The following is a 13,483-nucleotide window of genomic DNA, read 5'->3' as shown; positions in this document are numbered from 1 at the left end:
TTTAATATAGGCATGGGCGGTCTGAAAGTCAATCTAAAAGAGAAAATATCTCTTTAAACACCTCTGCAGCCGATGCGGTACTCGAAGTTCTTGGTGTGGGCGTTGCGCTGCCGGTCGATGTCGAACCCGGCGTCCCGGATGACGTCCAGGTCGTTGCTGATGCGCCGACCGAGCTGGGCGGGCTTCTTGTATTCGAATTCGAGGTTGAATTCCCGGCCGACCCTGCGCAGCGCCGCGAGCAGCCGTCCCGCCGACACCGGCTCCATGGTGTTCTCGTTCTCGAACCTCACCTGGTAGCGTTCGATGAACCCCACCACGTGGTTTGCCCGGTCGTCCTCGCCGTAGCGGGCTTTCTCGTCCAGCTCCACCGCGTTCCGGTAGGAATGGAAGAGCGATGCCAGCGCCGTTGCGATGGGGTTTGACTCCCGCGCCATCTCCTGGCTGGTGTCGTTGATGGAATGGATCTGCTCGATGAACAGCGGGCTCAGATCCTCGAGTCCGGTGGTCACCTCGTGTTCCTCGGACCCGGCCAGCATCATCAGGTACATCAGGCTCAGATAATCGTTGCACCGGCGCTTGCCATGGGTCGGCATGGTTCGGTGCAGCAGGCGCATGACCTGTTTCTGGGCTCCGTCCCGGATCATCGCCAACACATGGCTGGTCCGCTTCATAATGGCCGAGATGATCAGGTCCCGGTTCTGCTGGATGGCGGAGATGACCTCCGACTCTAGAAAGCAGTCGCTGGCCTGGTTAGCCAGGTCGAAGTTGATGACGAAGGACCTCGACAGGATCTCCGAAAGCTCTCCGCACAGCGGCTCGATGCCGGTGGTGTTCAGCAGGCACTTGGTCCGCTCGGTGATGGTCTCGCTGTCAGTGCCGCTCTTGCGCTTCTCTTTGGCGATGCCGGTGATGCTGGTCAGCATGAAGGTAGTGAGATCCTCGGTCATCTGCTTGACCTCGATGTTGTCGAGGACGATGAGCGGGTTCTGCGAGCCATCGGTGTAGTTCGCCGCGTCGGTGGCTTTCTTGTGCTGGGGCTCGCCGTAAAGCAGCGTCGACGTGATCTTGCTGGCGGTGGTCTTGCCCGATCCGGCCGAACCCTCGAAGCGGGTCATGGGCCGCGTCCCGGCGAAGTCGATCAGCAGGAAACAGGAGAGCCAGGAAAGGATGAGAAAGCGATCCCCCTGCGGACAGGTCATGTTGCCCACCAGCAGATCGACCAGAAGCCGGTCCGCCTCTTCGAGGTCGGCATCGGGCAGGAATTTCAGCGGCTTCATCTTGCGCGAGCCATCCAGGATGATGCCGTCCTCGTTGCCGCCGTTCTTCATGATCTGAATCTCGTCCGGGGTGATCTTGGCGATCTCGTGCTCCGGATTGTTCAGGTTGAAATAGACGGTGTAGGAAGCCACATCGGTGTGCAGCCAGGAAAAATGGTCGCGCACCTGGCCACGGATCATCGCCAGGCTGGGCAGTACCTCGAAAAATGTCCGTCCGCCGTTGGAGGTCGGCACCATGCCCGTGTGCTTGTAGAGCATGGCCGCGTAATGGCGTTTGCGGCCCCGGTCCGGCGAATCCATCCAGTAGATGGCGTTGTCGAAATACATGAACGGCTCGCCCTGCAGGGTGTGAAAGAACTGGGCACCGTTGGCGGTGAACCAGTCGTAAGCGGCCTCGGCGGCCAGTGTGTAGTCGGGAGCGCCGTTCTCCAGTTCCGTGTCGATCAGCACCTCGTCGACCCGGGCGCGGCATGATCCGGGCATCGCGCCGGACATCCGCTTGGCCTTCTTCTTTTCGTTGCGGAACTCGACCTTGCGGTCCTTCTGGATGGCGCGGATCTGCTCTTTCAGGGTGGCCATCGAAACGCCACCGCCGATGCGCTCCTGCACAAGCTTCAGCAGGCGGGCCTGTTCCAGCGGCGACTGCTCGGAAATCTCCCCGAGGATCGGCTCGAGCAGGCGGTTGCGCTCCTCTTCTTCAGCGCCCTCGGGCAGCGAGCGCACGCCGAACTCGATGGGCGTGCTGGCTTCGGCGAGCAGGCGTTCGAAATCCTCCCGGGTATGCCCGGCGGCAATGTAATCGTTGACGTCGATCTTGGCGGTGGCGAGAAGCGCCTCGGCCGCCTGAATCTCTTCGACGGGCCGTCCCGCCAGCAGCTTGGCCAGCTCCTTCGGCCCCACGCTCGCCGTCAGGCCAAAGCGTTCGGTCAGCTCCTGCCGGGCCGAGATTTGTGTCTCCGACAAGGGCAGCGTCACCAGGCGGGTGTCGATCTTGTGTTCGGCCAGGGTGCGAGCGGTTTGCAGCGCCCCTTTGAGACCGGCCTGGGAGAGTTCGTTGTCCTGACAGATATAGACTGTTTCGACGCCGCGCAGCTTGGGGATCAGGCGCTCCCAATCGGCGGCCCGGATGCGGACGGTGACCGGAGATACGGTGGGCAGGCCCAGTTGCATCAGCGCCAGGCAATCGGTCACCCCCTCGGTGATGATCACCTTGCCGGGCCTGGCGAGCAGGCAGTCCTCGTTGAACAGCAGCGCGTTGTTGATGAAATCGGCGACGTAGGGTCGCTGGTGCTCGTCGTGAACCGGCAGCTTCTTGTATTTCCCTTGCTCCCAGCCCACGTCCGGGGTCCACGGCGTTTTACGGCCGATCATGAACACCACCCGGCCACGGCTCCAGTAGGGAAAGACGATGCGGCGCTCGAAAAATGGCGTCAGGCCGTCCTGGCTCGTGGGGCGGAAAGCGCCGGTGGCGGCGAGCTCCCGCTTGGAGAAGCCGTCTTCACCCCCGGTCAGTTGGGCGACCGCGCCGGACGCGTTGTCCGCGTAGCCGATCAGGATATCGTCGATGGTCTCCTCGCTCAGGGCGTATTTGGATTTCAGCCAGTCGAGGACCTCTGGCGACTCCTTGAGCCTGGCATGGTAAAGCCTGGCCAGCGCGGTCAGCGCGTCCTTGACCCTCAGTTCGAAGGCACGGTCGGCCTCTGTCTGGGCCAGACGCTCCTGGCTGAGGCCATAGCGCGACAGCGGCGGCAAGCCCGCCTTCTTGGCGAGATAGTCCCTGGCCTGGCGGTGGCTGTCCGGCATCGGACCAGATTGTCCGGCGGTGACCGAGCCCGTCTGAATGAACTCCACGAGCTGCAGCACGTCGCCGCCGACCCCGCAGCCGAAGCAGTACCAGCCCTGCTTGTCGAGCATCACGTGCAGCGACAGACGAGACTGGCTCTGATGATTGGGGCAGTCACACATCAAGCGCTGGCCGGTCTCCTGGGTGATCCGTCCCGGCAGGAGTTCCCGGCCCACCTCACCGATGTCCATCTCGGTGACGAGCCGATAGTACTCCCTGACGTTATCCGTTCCGCCCATACTCATTCGGCCTCCGCGACACGGGCGAAGTCGTCTTCCGCGTGCTGGGCGGCGTCCAGGAACAGGGGCAGGAAGGTCCGGCGGTCATCCACCTGGCACCGCTTGGCGCAGTTCTGGATGCCCCAGTGATCACCCAGGACAATGGCGGTGCGCCGGGCGCGGGTCACCCCGGTGTAGAGCAGATTGCGGTGGTGCATGAAGGAATGTGCCTTGTGGACCACCACCACGGCGCAGGGGAACTCGGAACCCTGGGTTTTGTGAATGGTGAGCGCATAGGCGAGCTGCAGGTCTTGAAGGTCGGGCGACCCTTTCTCCAGCTCCACCGGCATGCCGTCGAAATCGATGACCAAGGTGCCGTTCGCGAGGACATCGACCACATAGCCGATAGCACCGTTCATCACGTTCAGGTCGTAGTTGTTCCGGGTCTGGATCACCTTGTCGTGCTTGAGAAACGGAGCGCGGCGGCCCATGGCGACCGGCGGCACCTCTGTGTTCCAGAGCTTGCGCTGGATGAGCCGCTGCAGTTCCTCGTTCAGTTCCTTGGTGCCGAGCGGACCCTTGTGGGTCGGCGTCAGCACCTGCACGTCCTTGATGATGTCGAAACCCAGGGCATCGAGCCGCTCCTGAAACAGCTCCAGCAGGAACGAGCGTGCCGCCATCGGATCGGTAAACTGATCCACCAGATACCAATCCCGGCATCCGGATACTGACGCCTCGCTGGTCTTGCGCACCTCGCCCTTGAGAACGGCGGTGCAGTTCTCCTTGAGGACGCCAGCCTGACGCACGACCTTGTCGAGGATGACCGTGGGAATGGCGCGTGTCTGGATCAGATCACGCAAGATGTTTCCTGGCCCAACCGGCGGAAGCTGGTTGTGGTCTCCGACCAACAACACCGTGGTCCGCGACAGGTCAACCGCCTCGAACAGGTGCCAGGCCAGCGGCACGTCGACCATCGAAAACTCGTCTACCACCAGAACATCGGCATCGATGGGGTTCTCCTTGCTACGCGAGAAACCCTTGCCGTCATAGCCGAGCAGGCGGTGGATGGTGGTGCCGCTGCGACCGCTGACTTCTTCCAGGCGCTTTGCTGCCTTGCCGGTCGGTGCGGCGAGCACGACCTCCAGATCGCTCTCCTCGCAGATCGTGTTGATGACCGAAATGGTGTAGCTCTTGCCCGAACCGGCTCCACCCGAAATCAGGCTGATGCTGTGCTGGAGGGCCGAGCGCACCGCTTCAAGCTGCTTCTCGTTCAGCGTCGCTGCGCAGCGCCGAATCAGGGCGTCGAGTTTTTTGATGGAATGGAAATGCGGATTGGGTGTTTCGGCTTGGCCGAACAGCGCAGCCAGCTCCCGCTCCATGCGGACGATCTCCGGCAGAGCGACCACGAAACGTCCGCCGTGGGAATCGCAGGCAAGCGCCTGTTCTCCGATGAGCGCATCGAGGGCGCTCTCGATACGAACCCGGCTGTCCAGGGCATCCATGACCAGCAGCAGATTGGCCTGGTCGACCAGATCCTCGTATTCGATCCAGCAGTGGCCATTGTCCAGGGCTTCACGGATGCAAAACAGCAGACCGGCCCGGATACGGGGAACGTGGTCCTTGGGTGTGCCCAGCTTGCGGGCAATCTTGTCGACCTTCTTGAAGCCGAATCCCCGGATCTCCCGAATGAGGATGTACGGGTCTTCCTTCAGGATATCGAGGCAGTTGCCGCCGAGTCTTTCGACCAGAGTGGTGACCTGATGATGGGTCAGGCCGAATGCCGACAGCCAGGCCATGACGGTGTTGACGCTGCGGTTCTTCAACCATTCGTCACGCAGCCGCCGGGCCGCGTCCAGAGGCAGTCGAGCCTTGAGCGCGATGCGTTCGGGGTCATTCAGAAGGGTTTCTTCAAAGGCGTCGCCGAAACTCTCGACGATCAATCTGGCCTTGGCCGGACCAATGCCCTTGATCTCCGGATGGTTAGCCAGATAGTGGATCAGCCCCTCCGGATCGAGTTCGAGATCGTGCTCCATGCCGTCGACCTTGAACTGACGGCCGTATTTGGGATGGGTGGACCACGACCCGAGCAGGACCACAGGCTGATTTTCCCGGGCGAACAAATTGCCCGCGAACTGGACTTCCTCACCGGTCGGGGTGAGCAGTCGGCCTGCGGAAAACTTGGGTCCGGCATAGTAAACGCGCTCTATTCTTCCCCGGAGTCGCGCCGGGTTACTCTCATTTCTTTTTGGCATCTCGCGATCCTCCGGTGAAAACGTGTCAGGTACTCCTCGACAAAACGGCAGGCGGCCTGCCGGTCCGAGCAGAAGTAGACGGGGACACCGAAGTCGACGACGATGGAGGCGACCGTTCCAATCAGCGCATGCGGGTGGGCATCGCTGCGGTAGCGGCCATCGACCAGATCGCGAAAGTTGCACTCGACAACCACGCAGGCGGATTCGTAGGCGGAGAGCTTTTCTAGCTCGCGGTGAAACCGCTTTCGCCCCCGGATGACGGTGGAGACGAAATCCGTCAGGGATTTGCGCTCCACCGCCACCCGTTCCTCAAGGCCGACCAGTGAGTAATCACCGGCGGGCAGCGCCTTGCGAACCGCCGAAACCTTGTCACTATCGAAGCTGTAGGGCTCCTGTTCGCGGGTGTCGACGACAACGGTGATCCGGTCCATCATCAGAACGGGATCATGTCGTCCATCGCCGCGCCGGGAGCCCCGGCATCGTCGGCCATGACAATGCGACGGTTGAAGTAGATGTTCTCGTTTTCACCGCGAGTGCGTTTGGTCACCTCCAGCTTGATGTTGAGAAGCTGCTCAAGGTGGCCCGGCAGGTCGGAGAGCTTCTGAAGCTGCAGCCCGCAGGTGTAGAGGTCCTGTTTGAGCCACTTGATGTTCTCATTGCTGGCCATGACGTTATTGCGCCAGAGCAGACGGCCCTTGTGGGTCGGCGCGAGAATGCGCAGGGTCCACTTGAGCATGGGATTGCCCGAGGTCTGGGCGCGGGTCAGTTCGACCCGGTCGACGTTGACCTGGTATTTGCCGTCGGGAACGGCCTCGAACTCACGCTCCTCGACTTCGGCGGTTTCGAAGGCGTCGTCGAACTGCGCCAGGTCGAGGTTGCTGTTGGATTGGTTTTCGTAGTGTTCCATGGTCGGATCTCCTTACTGTTGGGGTTTCGCCGCCGCACTCGCGGTCGGCTCCGGCTTCGGCCGGGCGGCACTCGCCGCAGCTCCGGCTGCCGTGTTGTTGAACGCTTTCATGAAGCTCGGAAAATCGAGGGGGATGACTTCGGGGAGTCGGCCGGTGCGGTCACCGGCGTCGTAGTTGGGACTGGGCTTGGTGCGCATCACGCGCTGCCAGACAGGCTTGCCGTCCTCGCCGGTTTTCATGTCCAGGTCGCAGAACAGGATCAGGTCCACCAGGCCGGTGACCAGTTTCCGCGCCTTTTCCGGCAGCGTCGGCACGATGCGGGTGTGTTTGCCGGTCCGGGTCTCGATGTCCCGCTCCTGGGAGTGGGAGATCAGGATCAGCCCATAGGGCAGAAAGGCCAGCTTGTTGATGACGCGCTGGAACTCGTTGTTGATCAGCGCGTAGCCCTTGCCGTAGCCCAGGTCGGACTCGTGCTCGATCTTGAATTTCTTGCAGACGTAGTCCGAGCACATCTTGTAGGCGTTATCCACCGTGTCGACGACGATGGTCTTGAACTCGTGCTTGCCCTCGGCGATTTCCGCGCAGGCTTGCAGAAGATCGTCCCAGCAGGTGATCGGGGTCTGAAACACCTCCAGGGCGTTCAGACCCGGCTCGGTCGCCAGGAACAGTGCGTCATCGGCCTTGGAACACCAGGTGCTCTTGCCGATCTTGCTCGGGCCGTACACCAGGGCGGTGAGGTCCGAGAGCGTGTGTTTGGGTTTGCTTTTGGTCTTGGGAAGCATGGCTTCGTCTCCTTATGGTTGGGATTTAAAACACCGGAGCGGCGTCTTCACCGGCTCCGTCCCGCAGCTCTTCGTGCGGGGCGATCCGTTGGAAATGGTTTTCGATGACGTTGGGGTTGCCGCCCGAGCGGCAGAGCTGGAAGTAGGCGCAGGGCCTTCCGTACTGGAAGCAGTAGCTGGTGTTGCGGTAGAAGGTGTCGCGCCGACGGGCGTCGAGCATGGCCTTGGAGAGTTCCCACAGCTCCGCCCGCAGTTCCTCGAACTGGTCGCGGGAGATGTAGAGCACCTCGCGGTGGAACATGCCCGGCTCGAGGTACTTCTCCTGAAGCCGCTGCTGGAAGGTGTCGTCGTCCTCGGGCAACTTGCGCTTGGCGCTGCTCTTGCCGGTTTTCGACTTGGCGATCAGCTCCGCCCGGCGGGCCTCGAATTCGGCCTCGGTTTCACCCTTGCCCTGGCGCAGCTTGGCCTTGACCAGGACGTTGTAGATGATGCCGCTGACCGTGATGCCGAGGGTCTGCTCCAGGTACCAGGCGTAGAGGATGATCTGGAAATCGGTCCACAGCCGCTCCAGGTAACTGGCATCGATCTGCGAGGCGGTTTTGTGTTCCAGCAGGAAATACTGGCCATCCTGACGGACGATGCCGTCCACCTTCCCGGCGAGAATGAAACTGCGCGAGGTCGCGCCGGTCGCCGGGTTGACGATGGGACCTTCGAAGGTCTTTTCGAGCGCGACGACCTCGAAGTCTTCAGCCGGGTAGTGTTCCGCATAGGCGCTCATCATGGCTCGGGCGAGATGCCAGTCGGCCTGTTGATGATCGTCCTGCGCCCGGTTCGGATAGGTCCGGTCGATGTGGTCGAGGACCTTGGCCAGATCCCGCTCGCCGTGCCAGCACTCCAGGCAATCGTGAATGACCGAGCCGAAGGCCAGATTGGGGTCGCGCTCGAGCGGCACCAGCTCGTCGATGTAGCGCCACTTGCAGGCCATGCGGCAGTTGCGGAACAGCCGCCACATGGAATAGGTGGTGGTCATCAGCTCGCTCATACCGCCACCCCCGCTGTAGCGGCGGCGGGCGCTGCGCGATGTTTGGAGGCGCAGGCGCAGCCCGTCGGCTGAGATCGTTCGATCAGGACCGAGCGTTCGCCGTATTCCTTGGTGGCGAAACCGGTGAAAATGCGGGCGAGGTCGCTGCCGACATCGGTGGAGGCGTCGATCACGCAGGTACGGCGGGCCTTGTCCAAATTGAACCGGCTCTCCATCCGCACACGGGAACGGCCATGCAGGCTTTCGACGGCCAGCATCGCCAGCATGAAAGTGTCTTCCAGTTCCTGGGCCGGGACCGACTCGTCAAAACGGTACTTGTAGGTGTCGTGAGTCATGGTTGAACTCCTCTTTTGTTCAGGTTCTGATTTCCGAGGCCCCGGATAGCCGCACCATGCGGCACGGTGCTTACTTACCGGAGCCGGGGCCGATGCGTCGGAGATCACAGGTAGTCGGTCAGGCCAGACTCGCTGAAAGCCTCGCGCAGCTTGCTCAGCCGGTCGTAGAGGGTGGTTCTGGGAATGCCCATCTCGCGGGCGATTTCGGCCATGGTGCTTTCGTGCAGGCGCACGCACAGATCCCGGAGCTCTTCCGGCAGCGAGGCGATGGCCCGGTCGAGGTCCATGCGGATCTCATGGGCGAGGCGCTCCCTTGTCTCGCGGGTGCCGCTTCCCAGAGAGCCCTCGCTGTCCAGGAAGTCGATCCGCTCGGTGGTGTCGCCTTCGCCGTTGTCGAGGGGTTCGTTGAGTGAGGTTTGGCAGAGCCGCCAGTCCCGGCATTGGGCGAACCGGGCCTCCAGAATGGTGGAGATGTGACGTTCGACGATCCGGGCCATGAAGGTGGTCTTCTTGGCCTTGGCGGGATTGAAATGCCGCATCCGCTGCAGCAGATCGATCATCAGTTCCTGTTCGAGGTCGGGTCTGTCGTCCTCGGTGAATCCGGCCTTGCCTACGAGTTGACGTGCTTTGTGCCGAATGAGGTCGGCGGCATACTTGTCGATGCCGTCGTAAGAATTCTGTGAAACCATCGGGGCCTCCTCGGAGCGAGGAGGAGGTCCGCGTGGGTGTCGGCACGGGCCAGATCACAGGACAAAGCTGTCGCGTGGGCGAAGGGGTCGTAGGTACGCCGCCAATTGCCGTATTCGGCTCGGCGACACCCACAACAGCCTCCGCCATGCGTCCAGCTTGTTGTCCAGTGTCTAAGGGTTCAGGTCGTTACGTGTTCAGGCTGCCCGTTCCTCGATGCGCATCAGGAACGGGAGACCGTGCTTGATCTCGAGCAGGCAGACTTTTCCGCTGCCCATCTGTGCGAGGTGCTCCAGCAGCGCCACGACCTCTTGCTTGAGGATGAAGTCATCCTGGTCGCGCTCGGGCCGAGGACCGCTCTGTCCGCCCAGCTTGATCTCGCGCTCGATGACCGTGTCAGGGGTGAGTTCCGGCTCGCCGTCGCGGACCGGAATGTTGGTGATGCGGCCGAAGTTGATGTCCTGCATCAACTCGATGAGTCGCCGCTTCGGTGGGGTGAGGTGTGCTTTGTTGACTTGTGCCACTGCCAGTCTCCTTGTTCGGAAGTTCTGGCACGCCCGGTGGCCAACCCTGTGCTGACCAATAAAAAACGCCGGATCGCGCCTTCATTGGGGAAGGCGCTACATCCGGCGTCGCAATGGCTACATTTGGCGTAGCGGAAATTTTTTTTAGTTTTTTCTTCCTGGGTGGTCCCGGGTCATTCGTTGACTATCGGGCGGACCTCCCAAACGATCTCCTCTTCGGTCCGGTAGACCGGTTCGTTGCCGCACTTGATGGACTCCTTCAGGTGGACGGCCAGCGGCTTATCGTACTTCTCCAGATACTTGATGGCCCGGTTCACGGCGTTCCGGAAGGCGTCGCGGATGTTCTTCCGTTTGTCGTTGGATTTCCGGAGTTTGCCACCCAGACCAACCGCCTCGTTGATTGCGGCGGTGATCTGTGTCATTTCGTCCTCAAGTCGCTGTATTTCGGCATCGTTGTTTTCTGCCCGGGCTTCTTCAATCTCCCGAAGAAGCTCGTGAGCCGTCTCCCGGTATTGCTCGACGGCCTTGCGGTCGGCAACGAAGCCTGTATCACCCAACGGAACCCCCTGGGTGACCTGAAAACCTTCGTCGGTTTCATTGGAGTTCAGGACCGCGTTGCAGCTATCGATGGCAAACCCGCAGACGATCTCGTAGACCGAGGTTTCTTTGTTGGGCCTCGCCAGGAGGAAGTTGATGTACTCGGCTCCTTTGTCGACACCCGTCACGAGCACCTCGGCGTTGCCGTTAAAGCGTGCGGCCCAGACACCCCCGCGCTTCCTGAAATAGTTGTCCGGCTGCTTCTGCTCGACCGGAATGGCGGGGACTGAGATCACCGATCCCGATTCATAGACCGTCCGAAGCAAGCAGTCTCCTGGCAAGGTGCGCTGGCGGATGGCCGTGATGTTGCGGGCGACCATGGTGTCCATCGCTTCGCAGACCTCCTTGGCGTGGCGCTTGTAAAGGTCATAGACCTTCTGGGCCACGCTTCCGGGGTTCCCATTCAGGTAGCGGAAGACCCGACTCACTTCGCTGAATCGAGCGATAAACTGGGTGATGTCATCCTGATCACGGACCTGGTTGGCACGCTCCAGATACGCGGCCGCCATGATCTTGTCTTCGTCCTTGCTTCGGCTTTGGGTGAAGATGTCGGCCTTGTAGGCATCGACAGGATCATATTGATCGGCCTTCGCCGCAATAACGGCAAAGCGCCGGTCGATGCACTGCGAGCAGGTGCCGCAGTGGGTATGGTGATTGGTCATCTCCCAGGTGTGCGTGCAGGTGGTCGATGCCGCGATCATCTCCTGGCACCCGGCTTTGGTAATGACCCCGACGACGTCAGCCTTGGTTTTCCAGATGTAGGGATTTTCAATGGTGAAGGGTTCGCCAGCCACCAGGCTGATGATTTCCTGAAAGCCTCGGATTACCCTGGGATGAGTGGTGCGCGTTGCTCGGCCGCCGACGACCTGGGCACAGACCGGCAGATTCAGACTGATGACACCGTTCTCGTAGAAACGGACGCTCTTCAGGTTGATCATTTTGGCGATGGTCGCGCCGATTGACACGTAGAGGAAGGAGCGGCTTCGCTGAGTGTACTCGTAGTTCAGCCCCTTGTTCTTGTTGACGCGAACGCCGATGTGGAGCGGAGCGTTTTCCCCGGCCTTGTCGGCGATCATCTTTTCCAGGCGGCGGTGGCGCTTGTTGAGCTTCGGGGTTGACTTGTGGGTCACCAGAACGACCCGGTGCTTTTCGTTCAAGACCTCGTCGATAGCTCCGGCCAGCGAATCCAGCCCGCCTGAAAACATCACCACCTGCTCCGGATAACCGAGAAGACGCCCGTCATCGTTGAAGTCCAGATAGCCCTGGAATGCCTGAGCCTCTGTCAGCTTGGTGAATTCGAAATGATAGCTGTCATCAGACAAGAACCCAAGCGTCGAGCACAGGGCCTGCTGAATCTCCTCACCATTCCAGAAATCCGGGTTCCGGACCGGAATGATGAAATGCAGATTTCTCCGCCAACCATGACCAAAGGAATCAACGTCATCGGCCCCACGGGGAATGGCCTGGTCGGCGCTGTACACATAGGTGGCAATTTCGAGCAGATCCTGGAAGGAATCCGGCACGTCCTTGCTCATCTTTTTGTGGATGTCCTCGATGCGTAAGGTGATCTTGTCCGGCCCATCCTTGCCCCACAACCGCAGGCGCAAATCCCGATCCGGGTTCTCCTCGATTCCGCTGGTCGGTGCGTTTCCGCAGATGATGTAACGCTTATCTTGCATCGGCTCGCGCTCCTTCTTTCAATTCGTCCTTCATTTTCTTCAGCGCATAGGAGGCGAAGCCGTTGGACGACTCCCGGGAGATATCACCGCCTTCTTCGTATTTGTGCTTGGAAAACCAATCCGCCGAAAACTGTTCGACGATCAGGGATGCTTCTTTGCAGTGCGTGGTCAGGGCTTTCTCGAATTGTCCCATTTCATTCATGGTGGCAAAGCGCTGGCCTTCGCCCAGATGGGTCGCCAGCGTTTTTGACAGGAAATAGTTCATGCTCTCGTTGGTCAGCTTGGCGAAGAACGTACGGGACAACTCGCCGAACTCCCGTTTTTTTCCGAGCGACGCCAATGCCGCCTGAACGTCGCTGGCGTCTGGTGTAAACAAGGAGGGCAATTTGGGAGAGATGTGTTCGACCAATGCTCCAACCAAGGCTCGCTGCGACATCTCACCCAAGTCAGAGCGGCTACCGTTGGAATCAAGTTTCCGATCCATTGCCTCTGCAACAGCGGCGGCAACGTCCGGCAATGAGGTGTCCTGCGGCAGATTGATGCCGACCGACAGCAGGTGATCGTTGAAGTTGTCCTTCTTGGCGGCAATGGCAAGCTGGGTCATCAGCCATACCGCCTCGGTAAACCCCTCATCGTTGAGCACAAATGAGAAGGCCTTGTCAGCCGCCCGTATTGTGGCGTTTGCGATCTGGGACACGTCGGCACCGGCCGTGATCAGGCCGACCACCTCTTTCCATGCCCTCGACCTTGGAAGGCTCCCAAGTCTGACGTGCCCCATGTCGATCTCCTTATTGTTCGCGACCCTGCATCGTTATTCGGGCCTCCTGATGACGACGATGCTTCGGGCCTTACGAGCTTCTTTCTTCAAATAGCCTTTACGGACCAGTTGAGCGATCTGCTCGTGGGCGCTCGCGTGGCTGATACCGAGGACTTCCGACAATTCTTTCACCGTTGGCGGCAACCCCTTTTCATCGATGATTTGGCAAATGACCCTCAGCGTCCTGGCCTGCGGGTCGGTTATTTCCGATAGCTTTTTCTTTCCCATGGCGATTGCTCCGTGTCATGGCCACTGAGCGGATTAAGCCCAATTTATGACCAAGAAATATACGACCTGATGAATATCAGGTCAATCAAAAACAGGACTTTTCATCTGATTCCGACATCTTGCTCGTCCTTCCGGTAGGTAACGAACGCAAGTCCGGTTAAAGCCGGGCACAACCAGATAACCGACCAGAGGCGGAGCTGAGGCGGTTGTGGGTGCCATCGAACGCGCATCCCGACCGCCACCGTTTTCTGGCATCCACACCATCCAGCCCCCCGGTCCCACCGGAGGTGTTCG

Annotated in this window: 12 protein-coding genes; all 12 read right to left on the bottom strand. The window is 60.5% G+C overall.

Annotation, left to right across the window (positions count from 1 at the left end):
- Positions 1-53: 53 nt before the first annotated feature.
- Positions 54-3,359, bottom strand: a complete 3,306-nt coding sequence (locus DPRO_RS02765; RefSeq protein ID WP_232005683.1) for a CHC2 zinc finger domain-containing protein — start codon at positions 3,357-3,359, stop codon at positions 54-56.
- A gap of 2 nt (positions 3,360-3,361) precedes the next feature.
- The gene (recD2, locus tag DPRO_RS02760; RefSeq protein ID WP_097010690.1) at positions 3,362-5,590 is read right to left on the bottom strand and encodes an SF1B family DNA helicase RecD2; all 2,229 of its coding nucleotides are present in this window, start codon (positions 5,588-5,590) and stop codon (positions 3,362-3,364) included.
- Positions 5,542-6,024 (bottom strand): ERCC4 domain-containing protein, encoded by a 483-nt coding sequence (locus tag DPRO_RS02755; RefSeq protein WP_013258639.1) that lies wholly within the window; start codon positions 6,022-6,024, stop codon positions 5,542-5,544. The genes recD2 and DPRO_RS02755 overlap by 49 nt, the downstream gene beginning before the upstream one ends.
- Positions 6,024-6,497 carry a DUF669 domain-containing protein gene (locus DPRO_RS02750; protein WP_011367844.1) on the bottom strand — a complete coding sequence of 158 codons (474 nt, stop codon included), beginning with the start codon at positions 6,495-6,497 and terminating at the stop codon, positions 6,024-6,026. The genes DPRO_RS02755 and DPRO_RS02750 overlap by 1 nt, the downstream gene beginning before the upstream one ends.
- 12 nt (positions 6,498-6,509) lie before the next feature.
- Positions 6,510-7,280: an ATP-binding protein gene (locus DPRO_RS02745; protein WP_011700579.1), complete on the bottom strand. Its 771-nt coding sequence runs from the start codon at positions 7,278-7,280 to the stop codon at positions 6,510-6,512.
- A gap of 25 nt (positions 7,281-7,305) precedes the next feature.
- Complete coding sequence (locus DPRO_RS02740) at positions 7,306-8,322, bottom strand: PD-(D/E)XK nuclease family protein (RefSeq protein ID WP_097010689.1); 1,017 nt, start codon at positions 8,320-8,322, stop codon at positions 7,306-7,308.
- Positions 8,319-8,657, bottom strand: coding sequence for a hypothetical protein (locus DPRO_RS02735; protein ID WP_097010688.1), 339 nt, complete (start codon positions 8,655-8,657; stop codon positions 8,319-8,321). The genes DPRO_RS02740 and DPRO_RS02735 overlap by 4 nt, the downstream gene beginning before the upstream one ends.
- A 104-nt stretch (positions 8,658-8,761) precedes the next feature.
- Entirely contained in the window at positions 8,762-9,346 is a 585-nt protein-coding gene (locus tag DPRO_RS02730; protein ID WP_097010687.1) for a sigma-70 family RNA polymerase sigma factor, read from the bottom strand.
- Between the two features lie 195 nt (positions 9,347-9,541).
- The gene (locus DPRO_RS02725; RefSeq protein WP_013514524.1) at positions 9,542-9,868 is read right to left on the bottom strand and encodes a hypothetical protein; all 327 of its coding nucleotides are present in this window, start codon (positions 9,866-9,868) and stop codon (positions 9,542-9,544) included.
- A gap of 173 nt (positions 9,869-10,041) precedes the next feature.
- On the bottom strand, positions 10,042-12,144 hold the full coding sequence (locus tag DPRO_RS02720; protein WP_097010686.1) for a 7-cyano-7-deazaguanine synthase: 2,103 nt from the start codon (positions 12,142-12,144) through the stop codon (positions 10,042-10,044).
- A complete protein-coding gene (locus DPRO_RS02715; RefSeq protein WP_097010685.1) occupies positions 12,134-12,922 on the bottom strand; it encodes a hypothetical protein in 789 nt (262 codons plus the stop codon). The genes DPRO_RS02720 and DPRO_RS02715 overlap by 11 nt, the downstream gene beginning before the upstream one ends.
- 33 nt (positions 12,923-12,955) lie before the next feature.
- Positions 12,956-13,189 carry a LexA family protein gene (locus tag DPRO_RS02710; protein ID WP_022992976.1) on the bottom strand — a complete coding sequence of 78 codons (234 nt, stop codon included), beginning with the start codon at positions 13,187-13,189 and terminating at the stop codon, positions 12,956-12,958.
- Positions 13,190-13,483 lie beyond the last annotated feature (294 nt).

Origin of the sequence: Pseudodesulfovibrio profundus (assembly GCF_900217235.1) — a bacterium.
GTDB lineage: Bacteria > Desulfobacterota > Desulfovibrionia > Desulfovibrionales > Desulfovibrionaceae > Pseudodesulfovibrio > Pseudodesulfovibrio profundus.
This window is presented reverse-complemented; position numbering and strand designations above follow the sequence as displayed.